The 15,416-nt window shown below is 48.2% G+C and carries 12 protein-coding genes; 1 reads left to right on the top strand and 11 read right to left on the bottom strand.

The genetic code is table 11. The annotated features are described in order from the left end of the window. Window positions 1–234: 234 nt before the first annotated feature. The 11 genes from ACETK5_RS10045 to ACETK5_RS09995 form a co-directional block, all read right to left on the bottom strand. Window positions 235–4,176, bottom strand: a complete 3,942-nt coding sequence (locus ACETK5_RS10045; protein WP_326113383.1) for a polysaccharide lyase family 8 super-sandwich domain-containing protein — start codon at window positions 4,174–4,176, stop codon at window positions 235–237. Window positions 4,177–4,458: 282 nt separating this feature from the next. Next, entirely contained in the window at window positions 4,459–5,430 is a 972-nt protein-coding gene (locus ACETK5_RS10040) for a metallophosphoesterase family protein (protein WP_326113382.1), read from the bottom strand. Continuing rightward, window positions 5,405–6,652: an MFS transporter gene (locus tag ACETK5_RS10035; protein ID WP_326113381.1), complete on the bottom strand. Its 1,248-nt coding sequence runs from the start codon at window positions 6,650–6,652 to the stop codon at window positions 5,405–5,407. The genes ACETK5_RS10040 and ACETK5_RS10035 overlap by 26 nt, the downstream gene beginning before the upstream one ends. Next, complete coding sequence (locus ACETK5_RS10030) at window positions 6,649–7,467, bottom strand: MBL fold metallo-hydrolase (RefSeq protein WP_326113380.1); 819 nt, start codon at window positions 7,465–7,467, stop codon at window positions 6,649–6,651. The genes ACETK5_RS10035 and ACETK5_RS10030 overlap by 4 nt, the downstream gene beginning before the upstream one ends. Before the next feature lie 330 nt (window positions 7,468–7,797). Further along, window positions 7,798–8,565 (bottom strand): DeoR/GlpR family DNA-binding transcription regulator, encoded by a 768-nt coding sequence (locus tag ACETK5_RS10025; RefSeq protein ID WP_326113379.1) that lies wholly within the window; start codon window positions 8,563–8,565, stop codon window positions 7,798–7,800. A 470-nt stretch (window positions 8,566–9,035) separates the two neighbouring features. Then, entirely contained in the window at window positions 9,036–10,250 is a 1,215-nt protein-coding gene (locus ACETK5_RS10020) for an MFS transporter (RefSeq protein WP_100537513.1), read from the bottom strand. A gap of 147 nt (window positions 10,251–10,397) precedes the next feature. Next, window positions 10,398–10,982: a TetR/AcrR family transcriptional regulator gene (locus ACETK5_RS10015; protein WP_326113378.1), complete on the bottom strand. Its 585-nt coding sequence runs from the start codon at window positions 10,980–10,982 to the stop codon at window positions 10,398–10,400. 177 nt (window positions 10,983–11,159) lie between these two features. Beyond that, complete coding sequence (locus ACETK5_RS10010; RefSeq protein ID WP_326113377.1) at window positions 11,160–11,495, bottom strand: hypothetical protein; 336 nt, start codon at window positions 11,493–11,495, stop codon at window positions 11,160–11,162. Between the two features lie 207 nt (window positions 11,496–11,702). After that, window positions 11,703–12,287, bottom strand: a complete 585-nt coding sequence (locus ACETK5_RS10005) for a histidine phosphatase family protein (RefSeq protein WP_165789652.1) — start codon at window positions 12,285–12,287, stop codon at window positions 11,703–11,705. 36 nt (window positions 12,288–12,323) lie between these two features. Then, a complete protein-coding gene (locus ACETK5_RS10000; RefSeq protein ID WP_165789653.1) occupies window positions 12,324–13,289 on the bottom strand; it encodes a phosphotransferase enzyme family protein in 966 nt (321 codons plus the stop codon). A 90-nt stretch (window positions 13,290–13,379) separates the two neighbouring features. Continuing rightward, entirely contained in the window at window positions 13,380–14,552 is a 1,173-nt protein-coding gene (locus ACETK5_RS09995; protein ID WP_207797503.1) for an MFS transporter, read from the bottom strand. Between the two features lie 169 nt (window positions 14,553–14,721). Between ACETK5_RS09995 and ACETK5_RS09990 the strand changes: the two genes are divergently transcribed. Further along, window positions 14,722–15,336, top strand: coding sequence for a TetR/AcrR family transcriptional regulator (locus ACETK5_RS09990; protein WP_100537519.1), 615 nt, complete (start codon window positions 14,722–14,724; stop codon window positions 15,334–15,336). Window positions 15,337–15,416 lie beyond the last annotated feature (80 nt).

Raw genomic sequence — 15,416 nt, 5'->3', positions numbered from 1 at the left:
CCCATAGCAATCTAAAACAAAAAAAGCCGCATACCATGCGGCTTTCAAAGTTTTTTATAACTTGTGTCGTAGACCAGCAGAAACTCTTTTCAATAAATAACTCGGCATAATAAAATAACCGCTATCCCCATCTCACTCATTGAAGAAGAAGTGTTGAGCTCATTTTCTAAAGTTGCTTTTTCAATACGCGTAACAAGAAATCCACATTAGGCATTCCATGTTCTTCCTGTCCAACTAAATCAATGCCTGTGCATGCTGTAGTAAGTAGCGTGCGGCATCGCTATGAACATGTTTGCCGCTCTGTGCTTGAATTTCATGGATGAAACTGTTCAGTTCACCCTTGTCGAGCTTTTGTCTCAAGCTGTTTGCGATACCGTTGTTGTCAATCCAGCCATCCTTTTCAAATCTTGCGACCAGCGCTTGGAGCGATTCGCTAGTCGCAGTTGTTTGAAAGTCCACACTGGCCCTCCCTATATTTCCTGCTGAATCGTAACCTGTAATTTCTAATGAATGACTCCCCAGTGAAAGTGTATAAAGCGGAATCGTTGCGCCATGTTCCAAAGGCTGTCCGTCAAGCAACAACGTTGTCTTCGACTGATCGACGCCGGACAGATCATCGTTCACAACAAATTGGGGCAACAAGTCTTGATCCATACTGTAGCTTTCTGCTGCCGGATCGCCAACAATGATAAGTGGAGCCTCTGTATCCAGACTAAATGTAATCGTCTTTTTAGGCTCTGTGTTACCCGCATCATCCCTTGATTGATAGCTTATCGTATACTTACCGTCTTGACTGAATGTAACGGGTCCATTGTATGTCTGCCATGAGCTCCCTCCGTCCAGGCTGTAAACCGATTCGGTTACCCCCGATAATTGATCCTTAGAGGCCAATGATAACGTTACAGGATGGACATACCATCCGTTGTGGCCGTCCGGCTGCTCCGGGGATAACGAGGCTATCGTGTCGGGCGGAACCGTATCCTGTCGTTCGAACAGAAGCACAGGCCGGTAAGCTGCATCCGTATGTTCCTTAGAGCCGTAAATAATCCAGCCGTTCGAGCCGTAGTTGGCCGTTTGAGCGAGTTGAACGGCGATCATCCGTTTACCAACCAAGGCTGCATTCACTTGTGCGGTTACATCAATGGTTACGGGTGTTCCGGCTGCTGGGACGGTCCAGTTTCCGATCAGGCTGCCGGCAGCAGGCTTATTGTTCCAAGTCATGCCGTTTTCTGTCCATGTATGATTGCTTACTTCATAAGCAACGCCTTTTGTGTTGGCGAGTCCGGCACTTGTCGGAACCAGACGAATCTGCGCGCTTTTAACTTGTTCCGGCAGCTGCGATAAATCAAATTTCAAATAAGAGTATCGGTGGTAGCCGGAGTTGGGATCGTTTTTTACGACCAATTGATCGGAAGAACCAAAGGTGCTGTTTGCATAAGACCCGCTGCGAACGTAGGCATCATCGGAAGGTGAGATTGCATAACCAAGCGTTACGGATAATTCATTGGATCCGGCGCTTTCCATACCCGTGCTGTTAAGGGCTTTTATCGCAAAATAATACGTTGTCCCGCTGGAAAGGTCCGTGACCGTATACTGGTTGTTGCCGCTGACTGCCGATATATCCACGGTTTTCGTATAACTGCCGGGCGCTGTCCCGTAATAAATGCGGTATCCGGTAGCTCCGGTGCTGGCGTTCCATTTCAGTGCAGCTGAACCGGGTCCTGGCAAGGCTTCGATCAATTGAGGCGCCGCTGGCGGCGTCGTTGACCCTGTACTCAGCTTAGCCAGGAACGTTTTTCCAATCGCTCCTGCCGTATTCACTTCCAATATCGTAGTCGGTGAAAACTGTTTCACTGTAACGCCTGGATCAAGCAGCAGCGCGCCGGTTGTTGCACGGTGAAGTTCGACTTCAATGGTGCCACCGTTTGCTTTGGTCGGGTCTGAAACCCCGATTTGCAGCTCATTTCCGTTCTCGGCAATGGTGACGGATGCTTTCTTATTACTTGTCAAGTAATCTGCTCCGTTCACTTGGACGGTTTCAACCGAATCCGTCCAAAAGTTTGCTCCGACCGCCATTTGATCCGTGGTATCCATGACCGCCTGTACGTTTCCTGTGTTTTTCAATACGGTGAAGCTAGGGTCTGCCGCATAGTCTGCTGCCTCAGTCGTCGACGCTCCCGGATAAACGGCATATGCATAGGAGGCTTGCACCGGATCGACGCCGTGATTCAGCGCGAGGCTTGCGTATTGTGCGGATACCATCTTATCGCTTCCATCGGTGTTTATATCCTTCCAGGATCCGGAACGCGTTTCACGTAGACCACGAACTGTCGCTCCTCCAGGGAATACGTACGCGATATCCGATCCCGGTACGCTGCCAGACAGATGCGCCCACTGTACGCCTGTCATCGCTTCCGTCCACCCGGTCGTTGAAGGCTTAGCCGTTCCATCCACCGTCAACGTATTTGACCCGCTCTCATTCAGCTTCCGATTTTCAACGATCGTCTCTACAGCGCGACCTCCAGTACTCGAAATGTCGGATCCGAGTGCTATATATTTATCGCCGAATAGAAACCATGACTTTTTGCCTGATAACGGAGTACCCGTATTTTTCGACATCGAAAATTCCATACCGACCGTTCCGTAAGGGCCATCAATCGATGAGCCTCCTACCCAATTCGACGTATTGAATTTAAAGCTGAAAGAGCCCACGCTGCCCGTAGAGCCGTCCGTTGTCGTTCCCGGCAATCTCACCGGATTGATCGTTGGCCAATAGGCTCCTGAAAACTGCGTCTGATCCGTGTTGTACAAATATACGGCACCTGCGCCTTGCCACCATGGCTTGGTATTTTCGCCGTTACCATATTCAAAAGCAGAAATGCGCGTTGAGAACAAACCAAGCGCCAGTCCGAATTCAGGCCTTAAGTGTACGGCGCGATCCATACCAGCGAATACATGGGTATCGATCATATCGCCAGCGGGTTCAACGGATGGATCGTCCAATAATGCTTTTATTTTGCCGATACTGAAGATGGACAGCCCCTCCGTATAACTCGGGAACGTTGTATCCGACATCATTTGGCCTTTAGCAATTTGGCGTACTGTCGCAGCATCCCGAGCGTTCAGGCCGTCGGCCAGCATGACGAGTGAAGCCAAGATTTTCCGTCCCGCCTGATGATCCTGTGATGCTTCGCGCGATATCGCACGTCCTCGTACCGTATCCATCATGGCGCCTTTATACAGAAAAGGACGGTACGCCTCTGTTACCCAACGAATGACATTAGCGATATTTGGGTCCGTAACGTCCCAGCTCGAACCGCCAAGGAGGTACAGCAGCTTCGCCATGTCTTCGAGGAGAACGGCACCGTAGCTTCCTGTATACGCGACATAGTCATGTTGGATAAACGAGCCATCCTCGTAAAACCCGTCCCTGCTCTGCACATACAACAAAACCTGGCTGATCGCATCGCGGCCTTGAGCCATCTTGGCATCCGTCTTATTCAGCACGCCGCGCAGAGAGACAATCAGCGCTTTATCAAGCCGATTCGCACCCGTTTCTTGGAGTGAAGGGGAATTTGTACGATAGGTTGGATCCGGAACGAATTTGTCCAATGCCTTCGTATAGTTTGTTTTTTGCGTTGCGGACATTTGATCATAAATTAAAATCATCGCATCCGTCAGGTTCATCGGCACGCCGATCTCCCAATCCCACCAATTGCCCGTTTCACCCTTCGTTTCGTTATATTTGTTAGCATACATCCAGTCCAGTCCACTCAGAATGTCAGCAGCTAGCTGCTCATTTCCTTTCAGGGATGACCCTGTTGTAGCATAGGCCAGTGCCATTTCCTTCAGCCTTACATAGTTGGATGAAATCGTACTGGAAACGCTCCAGTTCGCCAAATCACTCCATAAATAAGTTCGCCCGGCGCTTTTGTTCATCGCGGCCCAGTACTTGTTCGCGTTTGTTTCGATTAGACTGATTTTCGCTGCAATTTCCGGGTCGGACGTATCAATTGCCGTCCCCCCGGTCAAATATACATGCCACCTCTCCCTTAGCAAATCGTACTCGTCTGCAGCGGTTGATGCTTGTACTGGTCCGGCAAACAACAAAATGGGATACAGCACTAAACTGGTAAGAAGAGAAACCACAGTGAATTTCCGCCAACGCAAGCTCATCACAATATCTCCTTCCAACTCTCGATTTAAACTACTAATTGATAACACCAGCATCCTTTGGCATAAATTCCGTCTGTTGCATCACCCCCTTTCATGCGGCCCTCCGCTAAGAATGAGCAAAAAGCCACGTTCAATCCCTCAGATAGCATGGTGGCGTCAAGACAACATTCTAAAAGAAAGAGGCAGATTGAATATGGCTCAGTATGATAAGGAAGAACATTCACAGCTTATTGTTAACTCTCTAGGAACTCTATTTTCAGGATGAAGAACCCTATTGATATACTATCGATGAAGCTGAGCGACCGGCTTATGTATCGGTAATTCCGCGATAAGTCCGTCGCTCTGGCGGATCCATGTCTCGAACTGTCGTTCGCCCGCTTTTAATCGAATGACTCTTCCTCCTGTCGGAAACTTATCTTTACGTATACCGTCTACATAACTAACGTAACGAGTAGACCTCCCGTAGCATAGACGTATGCCGTGGAGTGTCCCGCAATAATCGTTCGAGTGGTCATGGCCGACGAACGTCCCCATAACATCGCCCATCTCTACCATGGCGGTGAACAAGCCTGAATTTACCTTCGGCGAGCTGATCCATTCGCTGCAATGGCCCTCGCATACGCTCGTCTTCCATACCTCATCGTATTCCGGCAGCGGAATATGAAAAAAAGCCAGTGCAGGCAAAGGCGCCCCGCCATTCTGCTCGGCCAATTGCCGAGATTCGGATACATACCATTCGATTTGATCACGGCGTATCCAGTCGTATCCGCCCACCGCATCAATCGGTGAGTAATCGCCGCTGTCGAGAAAAAACAACGAGGCCGCTGGCTTCCCTGCCCGATCGTCAATCGTCAGCGCATAGTTTCCCGCTCCGCTCACTCCCGGAGGATCCGGTTGGGCAACGCAATATTTATGCAGAAGCTGCTCCTCATGCATTCTCTTTCGAGGCAAGCTCCCTTCCGAGTCATGATTGCCAAACACAGCCGCCCATGCCACGCGGTTTTCTTCAGCGACAGCGACCGCGCTTCGGAACGATTGAAGCGGATCTTTGCTTCTAGCGCTTGCCGTCAAGTCGCCTGCAAACACAACAAGATCCGGCTGCTCCATCGCAATGACTCTCTCCATCGTCGCCTTCGTCATCGAGTCGAGAAGCGGCGTCTCGGGATCGCGGTCCTCAGCGTCAATAAACTCTACATCAGAAAATTGTACAATGACAAACGTTCCATCCTCACGAAACTTCAGCTTTTTCTCCAAGATATACCCGCCCCTTTGTCACATATTCCTTCCAATACCATAACCCGATCAAAATGAATACAGCAGCACACGCCAAATACATCGATGTCACGCCATACTGCAAACCGACCACCCAATAAATCAACGTCGGGCCGATCGCCGCCCCTAAATCGGTAGATACGGAATAAGCGGTCATGACTGTAATAACGGAAGTGCTCTTCGCTGCGTCAGAAGCCATAGCGTCCATGATCGTACCAAGCGCGGTGCTTGTTATCATGACGAAAATAACAATAACAATCCAAATACCAATCGGCAGCTGCCACGGAAGTAATGCGTAACCAGCCGCCGCACCCGCCAACGATAGCATAAATAAAGGCAGCCTTCCTCTCGGCCCATCCGTACGCTGTCCGAACCATCGGGCCAAGAACGGCTCCCAAGCACAGCGCAGCGCTGTCAATACGCCGCCTAACGCCGTACTGCCAATGATCAATCCGAACCACGGGATCCCCGTTGGATAACTCGTATCGATAAGATACGTAAGTGTCGCGCCGAACACGGCGTGCAGTAATGATATAATTAATCCGCTTATCACGATTTTCTTCACCTGAAGCGACCACACCTTACTTCTGTTACCGCGAGGTAATTCCATTTGGTGTGATCCGGATGCTTTCCCCTGACTTATGGATGCCGCGATCAACGGAAGTCCGACCAATGCCATCATGCCAAACCATATCGAGACGGACCGTAAACCGAAGAAGGGCACAAGCCATCCTCCGAACAGCACGCCTACCAAGCTGCCAAGGCGCCACAACCCGTTATACGTTCCCATTAAGCGCCCTCGATTCGTATCGTCGGAGTAGCGAATGACGGTCAAATACCCGCCCATTCGCATCAAGGACCATGCAATCCCCCACACCGCTCGCAAAGCTATCCAAAGAAAGAAGCCTTTGAACAAGCCGTATCCTACTGTGGTTAGAGCCGCGAGCAATACGGAGATGAACAGACCGGTTCGAAGCGACATGCGGTGATACAACCAGCCAATAACAGGATTAAGGGGCAGCCTTACTAGTCGGTTTATGGACAGCAGTACGCCTACCTGCCAAAGCGCGTCCAGTCCCGCTTCCTTCCAATACACAGGGAGGACAATGTACAACATCGAATCGCCAAAGAGGGTTAGGGCGGTTACGATGCCGACAATCCGAATCTGTCGCTGTTCTATTGCGTTGCTGCTGTCACTCGTCATAGGTCGACGATGAGGCCATCGTACGCCACCTTAATACCAGCCGGTTCGAAAGCACGCTCAAAGTCATCATGCAGAAATCCAGAGTTATGTGTAAAATGAGTCACATATACAAGGCCATTACTTCCAAGCGTACCTTCTTCCCGCCACACGCGCTGAACCTCCAGCACGGTCTCAATCCCCATATGGTTTGGATTTCGATCATTGTTCGTAAAGCTGTGCGTGCAATCGATTATCGCCATATCGATCACTTTGCCTTGAAGCCATTTCCAAGTATCGTCATGCAGCCATCCGGTGTCATTGCCGTAAAATAGCGTTTTACCCCCTTTTTCTATGTAAAACAGCAAACAAGTTTCCATTTGGTCATGATTCGCGAGCAAAGGGGTGACTTGTGCGTCGCCGAGCGAAATCGTCTCGAACGGGCGCAATAAGTGGAACGCGAACCTGTTTCCAATGGCCGGGCCGAGTGCAGTTATACTCTGGTTAATCGCCAAATCGTTGCCGTAAATATGTAAGGGGTGACCGATACCGTGCGCAAATCCTTCGATTCGGTTGTACAGATCCGATGGTTGAAAATGATCGTAATGCGTATGTGTAAACAATAGATGCTCAACCGCGCCCAAGTCGATCCGATCACGGAGCGCCTGCATATGGGAATCTGCGGAATAGTCAACCTTGATCACGCCATCGATCAATACAGAGCTTCTGGTTCGAATGTTTTTTCCTCCGAGCGATCTCGCGTTGCAGCAGGCGTCACAGCGGCAGAACGGGTTTGGGAATCCTTCCGCTGCAGCTGTTCCAAGAAAGTGGATTTTCATTGGTTTCTCCTCCCTTTGAGAAGCAATCGTTTATTTTCATGACCCTTGATTAATACAGATAATACCACATATATACAATCAATCACATACAATTATTTATGATTTACAACCTTTTTTCTTGCGAAGTCCGTTGACCGAACATGCCTCGAATAGTTCATGAACTACCTAGTTAATTCAATGAATCGAGTCAAGCTACAATTGGGATTAAGCGTTGATTATGCTGCGACATAAATACACATGAATACAACCCCTTATAACCAAAAACCGCCCCATATATATAAAAAAACGATCCCTGGTTCGTGGAAACCAAAAATCGTTCATATGATCCTATTATTTGTATACGATTTCGATGCCGCTTTTGCTAAATGTATCAACGATATCCCGGTCGATTTTGGAATCCGTCACAAAGCGTTCGACTTCTGTTACTCCGCATACTTTGATAAATGAATTTTGTCCGAACTTGCTGCTGTCTGCAAGGGCGATGCAGCGCTTCGCGTTCGCGTGCATTATTTTTTTCACTTGGACTTCGCCGATGGCGTTATCCGTAATTCCAGCTTCTAACGTAACCCCGCTCATACTCATAAAGAACAAATCCGCATAAAAGCGCGATGTAAACTCTTCTGCCAGATCGCCGATGATGCTTTGCTCTTCGTGACGAATAACGCCCCCGGTCATAATCACCGTATAACCCGGCATCGAAACCAATTCGTTCACGATCGGAAGCGAGTTTGTAATAACGGTTAATCGATCGAACTTGGCCTTCAGCGCTTTAGCAATCTGGGTGTTCGTCGTACTTGGGTCAAGCGCGATGGACATTCCTTCGGTCACATAACGAACCGCAATTTGAGAAAGCTCCGTCTTCTCTTCCATATATATAGATTCGCGGATCGGCAGGGGGATTTCCCGGCTATAGTCGGGCTCATTCAGAATCGCACCGCCGTGCACCCGCCGCAGGTAGCCTTCGCTTTCTAAATATTCGAGGTCTCGTCTGATCGTCTCGAATGAAACCCCGAAATGCTCTATGAGCTCCGACGCTCGGATCGATTTGTCCTGATTCAGTTTCTGAATAATAATTTGATGCCGCTGCTCAGCAAACAACTACTCCACTCCTTACTTGCCTAGACTTCTTAAATAGAAGTTTACCATAAAAGCAATCAATCCTCCTGTTCAACTGAATTGTGCTATTTCGTTTAAGATCCAGCCCGCACTTATTTTACAAATAGCTTCATCAACTGTATGTAAATCGGATTTATCATGTAGCCAGTCGGGTTAACCGAATATCGTGTACCCGTGTCTAGTTCCCGGATTCTGTCCATTTGCTCATCGCTCAGGTCAAAGTCAAAAATTTCGCAGTTTTCCTTTATCCTTTAAAGCAAATGAAGATCCATATTTTCCCTTGTTGATAAAATGACTACTATCGATACATGTTTAAATTATGGCTGCACAAAAATTAATCAAGCCGCGATTTTACGCGGCTATGTCAAATATGGACTCCGATATATTCACGGGCTCAACTAGAGCCAGTTAAAAAATCAATGTCGCATACACGACAGACTCGACACCAGCATTCAACTTATATCGCCGTGTGCTCCCCTTTTTTCCGTGAAAAAGTACAGTAAAGCCAAGAGTGGGAACAGAACGCCAACCCACATCGCCGCTTTCCAGCCTCCCATGGCGTAAGCCCATCCCCCGACTGCGGAGCCTATGGCTCCACCCGCAAAAAAGATCGCCATATACATGCCGTTCAGCCGGCTGCGCACCTCAGCCCCCAAAGCGAAGATCGCTCGCTGTCCTAACACCATATTAGCGGATACGCCCATATCGAGCAGAATAGCGGCAATGACGAGGATAACGATAGAGAATATAGAACCTCCAGGAAACAGAATCGGCAAAAGTCCCGAAACAATCACCAGCGCGATGGATATTCCGGTTGCCGAACGGATCAAGCCTTTATCTGCGAAGCGACCAGCTATAGGCGCTACCGCCGCGCCGGAAACCCCTGCCAAAGCGAACAGCGCTACGCCTGTAGAAGAAAAATGAAACACCGGACTCGTTAAAACGAGCGGAACCGTTGTCCAGAACAGACTAAACATGCCGAACAAAAACGCGTGATAGAGTGCGCGGCGCCGCAGAATCGGCGTCGTCTTGAGCAGCTGCAGCATGGACGAGATGATGACCGGATAATTGTCCGTCGTTTGCGGCCGCCTTGCAGGAAGGACTTTTGCCAAGACAAGAGCCAGTACCAAGAGCATGGCAGAGGAAAGAATAAAGATGGCGTGCCAGCCGAAATATTTATCCACCATACTCGAAACCGGACGGGCCAGCATGATTCCTAATAACAGACCGCTCATTACGTTGCCTACATTACGTCCACGTGTCTCCTCAGGGGAAAGATGCGCTGCATAGGGAACCAGGATCTGGGCCGCGACGGCCCCCACGCCTATAAACAAGGAGGCGGCAAGAAACAGAGCCGCGCTCTGGGCTTCGGCGGCGATGATTAAAACAATGGATGTCAGAATCAGCAGCGTAACCACCAGTTTGCGGTTTTCAAGCAAATCTCCCAAGGGGACGATAAATAACAAGCCGATCCCGTAGCCGATTTGAGTCAGCGTGACGATCAAACCTGCGGCTTCCGAAGATAACCCGATGGCCAAGCTGATCGATTCAATTAAAGGTTGAGTATAATAAAGATTTGCAACGATCAAACCGCAGGCAACAGCAAGAATCAGCGTGATCCATGTAGAAACGGATTTCTCCAATCTTTCCTTTGCGTTTTCATTCATGATAAACACTCCTTTTTTTATGAACTATTGCATTACAATAAAGGAATGATTGTTCCAGTATAAAGATAGTTTGCCCCCCCCCTATGCTCGCACTCAAAGGGGGCGATTTTCCGGAACGATCATTCCAGTTTGCTAAAAAAAATAGATTTACAGCATCTCGAAGACCGCGTTCATCATACCCTGGACTTTATGGATATCGCTTTGGATCCTGGCCATTACGTTAATGCTATGGTTAAGATTCAGCAGCAGGTACGATAACATTCTAATATCTTTCTCCGGGTCTATTTCTCCCGTTTCTTGCCCTTTCTTTAACGTCTCATAAAACAGCTGCTCTAATTCCGTAAAGCTTTGCCGAATCGTATTCTGCAAGGGCTCATCCACGGTATCCAGACCAACGGAAGCATTCGTGATCAGACATCCATTGGGGAAAGCTTCACCGTGCGTGGCAAAAGCGTTCATGATATGCAGCTCGAAATACTGGCGGATTCCCTCGATCGCAGAAGTTGCATGTATCATCTGATCGCGTTTTTTTTGCGACATTTTTTTATAATATTGGATGGCCTCGTAATATAGCGTCTGTTTATCTTGAAACGTTTCGTACATACTGGATCTGCTCAACTCCATGGATTCCAATAAATCCGGTATGCTTGTAGCTTCATATCCCTTTTCCCAAAAAACGATCATGGCTTTGCGAAGTACTTGCTCCCGGTCAAATTCCTTGGTCCGTCCCATTGATACCCCCTCCTTTTCTACATGAGTATAAACCAACTGGAACGAGTAGTCCAGTATTTTTTCAAGCAGCTGAAGACGATCAAAATGATACGGACTGTGATAATCTTCAAACGGCCTTGGGTTTCCACAATGAAGAAGAGAAAGGTCATCGTCCCATTGACCTTTCTCCTCATTCGTTCATTTAAATAGATTTTCGATGACCCCACGATCGAAGTCGTTCACGATTTTATACTCCTTGCCATACCTTTTGTGATTGCTCGAACCGTTATGGATTCGCACGTGGCCAGGGCTAAAGAAGTATACAGCGAAGGTCGGGCCGTTCCGGCCCTGGAACCAAATTTCATACTCGTCGCCACCGTAATCCTTTACGCTGTTTTTACGCAGTTTGATTTCGGATAAGCTGTTTATGATGCGCTCGATCTCCGCGGGATCTGTAATTTGTACCTCTTGCTCGTTCGGACGGAACCGGTTCTTCCCGATGGTCATCTGGCTGATGGTCTTAGGCTCACTCAACTGATCGAGCACCATCTCCTTAAACGATGTTCTGTTTTGAAACGCCGAATATATCATCGCGCTGATTAGCATCAGGACACAAATTGCCAGAAAGACATACCATGTACGCTTGTTCAGCCGCCATCTCCTCCCTCGTGTCGAAATAAAGCGTCCACTTTGATTATAACATCAATCACAGCCCAGAATTATCCAATATCCAAAGTGTGGCTATATTTTCACCTTGTACCAGCCAGCTTCTCCTAAGAAATCAGACCTTGTCAATCCATCTTCACCTAACAAGCATCGGTAGTTCGTTACCGTTCCATCATGAGTTATGATAAAGACCCTCTTTGCACACAACCCTTGAATCCACCTCATCAGTCGCAATCCAAGTGGTGCGAATGCGGATTCAGACAGCGTATTAATTCCCGAATTCCATAATTCCGGATGATCCTTTTCCAATACGTCAAAATCTGAATGCTCGGTTACAATCAAATCAAGTGGATAGTGGATATCACATTTCAACACAAAGGCTTCGGGGTTTGAGGGCATCGGAAACATTCGTGGTCCTACAAGTGGAGTCACGTATTTCTTCGCCGAGTTCAATCCACATGTAACTATATTGGTGGTCTCGATTGTTCTTAATGTTGGGCTGGAGATAAACACATCCTCTTGATGAAATGAGAATTCTGACCTCAGTTTAGCTACCTGCTCACGGCCTTTTTCGGTCAAGTGGGGATTCACTGTATTCAGTCTGTCAGGGATGTCTGTATTATGTAAGCCTTGTCCATGACGAATAAAAATAATGTCCAATATCCAACACCCCTTCCTATCCTCCCATCAGGAGGATTACTGGAAATCGTCAATCAACGATATTCCTTTTAGAATCCGCATCCTGCTATCTCTTAAAAAATCACGGGTCCAACCATCTGGTTGACTTAAATCCCAGCTCCGGTGCATACCGACAACGACGATAATTTCACGCAGTCTCAGGAAAAGCTTCAGCTGATCCTTCCAGCCCTCAGGCATTTGACGGCCATCCTCTGTATAGCCTCGCTCGAAATGCTTCATGAAAAGTTCGTACTGCACCTTACGTTCAGCCTTCGAATCTTCCCCGAATACGTAGAGCAAATAATAAAGCTGGATGGCAATGTCTTCGACATACCAACTGTACTGGCATTCGTCGAAGTCGAAGAGCGTTATTTCCCCTGATTCATCAACCATGAAATTTCCTACATTGATATCTCCGTGTATCAAACCGAAATTATCAGTCGTAATACGGAGACTGGCCAAATGTGGCTTAAGTTCATCAAGCGCAAAAAGAATGGGTAGATGCTCAGTCGGTATATAATTTCCGGCCTGTAAGAGGTATTCATTGCATTCCCATGTGTGTCTGCTTGCCTTAGGTTTGTAACGCTTTGACAGTTCGTGGAGACGACCAGTCAGGCGTCCGCATTGTTCGTAAAGTATGGAATTACCTAGGCATTCTGGGTATCCGATTTTACGGCCAGGTGCATATCTGAAGGAGGTCACGTAGAAATCAATAGAATTTCCTTGGATTCGTTCGAAGTCCTTTCCATTAACCGAAGCTACCGAGTCTGAGACAGCCAAACCATTCTCTGATAGATAACGAATCCACTCTATTTCAGCCGCAAGTCCTTCCCCTGTGCGATGAGTGCTCGGCGTGAAACGGAGGATATATTTCACATGATTGCGATTGTAGGAATAAATAAAGTTCTGAAAACCTCCAATCAAAGTCAGCTCCTCGGGACTAACTCCAAACCGTGCTGCGCCTTCAATGGCATGTTCGTCCAAGAACATTAATTTTATGTTTGGGTCCATACGCCCTCCAGTCATTCTAATCCATATTCTTATGATTCATAATAACATCATATATAAATTTGGCTATCCAATTCGGTATGGTTTGCTGGGAAAGCCACGTTTCTTCGAACTCCACGCAATAATCAATGCAATGAGCAGCAGAATCAACAGCACTCCCGGAAACGACTTGACTCCAATAAACTCCAGCAAAGCGCCGCCGACAAGCCCACCACCGGCGATGGCTAGATTCCAGACAGTAGTATTGATTGGCATTACGATGTCCACACCTTCTTCACCACTTGCATCGGCAAGCGCTGTTTGCAGTATGGTTGCGGCACCGCCGAAGGTAAATCCCCATAATGCCACGGCCGCATAAACGACGAATGCCGATGTGACGCCCGTCCATAGTGCTGCGGCTGCTAGCAGGAAGCCCAACAGACTAAGTAGTACAAGCAGGCGCAGGTGTCGATCTATCAACAGACCCACAATCCAGATCGAGATCAGTGCGAATGCTCCAAATACAAGCAAGACCAGATCAACACGCCCAGCCAGTCCCAAAGGCTCAAGAAACGGCGCGATATACGTATATAAAATATTGTGTGCCAGCATCCACGTCAGCACCACCATAAGAATCGGACGGATGCCGGGCATAACAATTACTTGACGGATTGTCATACGTTGATGTGCAGGCTGCCCGGGATAGTCCGGAACCTGCCACACAACCCATCCAATTAATGCGAGAGTCAGAAGCGACATGAGTCCGAATACAAGGCGCCAACCGATCAGGTCACCGAGCAAGGTGCCAACCGGCACGCCTAATGTAAGAGCAATCGGAGTCCCGACCATCGCGACTGCCAAGGCACGACCTCTTAAAGCATCCGGAACCATACGTCGTGCGTATCCGGCGATCATCCCCCATGCGGCACCGGCAGATACACCGGCGAAAAATCGAGCGACCAGTGTTAATACATAGCTGCTTGACAGTGCGGTCATCGAGTTGAAGATGAAAAAACCTGCAATAATGGCTAGCAGAAGCGGACGTCGCCGCATCCCACCGGTAAAGATGGCAAACGGAATTGCCGCTACAATGGAACCCAAAGCATAAGAAGTAACGAGTTGTCCGGCCATCCCTGTTGTAATATTCAAACCTCCCGCGATATGCGGCAGTAAACCGGCCGGAATGGTTTCTGTAAAAATACAAATAAAACCTGTCATCGCAAGCGCGAGCAGTGCCAACCAAGGAAGCCTGGCGGGCATATTGGCCGTTTGTGCCGTACCCGTAGAAGATGATAAATGAGACAAAATAGTTTCCCCCTCTAGAAAATTTAATTATGGATCGATCATTCCATATATTAAATTTATTCCTTCTCCCTTGTCAAGGACTTCTGGATCGATTAGTATAGAATTAATAAAGGGGGGCATTTATATGGCACGAACGGGACGTCCACGCGCTTTTAACCGTGACGAGGCAGTTGCTGCCGCCATGCTTCTGTTCTGGGAACACGGCTATGAATCCACTTCGCTTGCTCAGTTACGAGCTGCCATGGGCGATATATCTGCTGCGAGTTTCTATGCCGCTTTCGAATCAAAAGAATCCCTGTTCCGAGAAGTGATGGATCAATATATCTCGACGTATGGACAAGTTTCTGAAAGTTTCAGGGATACAAGTCTGACATCCAAAACGGCCATCGAGCAAGGGCTACGACAATCGGCTCGAATGCAAACAGAAAGTTCCCATCCTCTCGGTTGTCTGTTGATTTTGTCCGCTGTGAACTGTTCACCCGAGCAACAACACATCCGAGAGATGCTTGCCAAGGAACGAGCAAGGGTCAACGGTTGGCTAAAGGGTTGTATAGAGCGGGCCGTAGTCAATGGAGAGCTGCCGGGTTCAACGGATATCCCCATGCTGGTAACCTTATTCGAAACCTTTCTGCAAGGCATTTCGACACAAGCCCGGGACGGTGTTTCATACGAAGCCCTGGATGCAGCCATTACTCAACTGATGAGTGTATGGGATGCATTATCGACGAAGTCAGGCTAACGCGGCCATCATTAAACCATAAAGTAAATGAACAAAAAACCTGCTAGCCATGGCTAGCAGGTTTTGCTCTAACAATACTT

The sequence above is a fragment of the Paenibacillus ilasis genome (genome assembly GCF_043195395.1).
GTDB lineage: Bacteria > Bacillota > Bacilli > Paenibacillales > Paenibacillaceae > Paenibacillus_AQ > Paenibacillus_AQ lautus.
The sequence above is the reverse complement of the archived record's forward strand: the minus strand, read 5'-3'. Positions and strand labels throughout refer to the sequence as shown.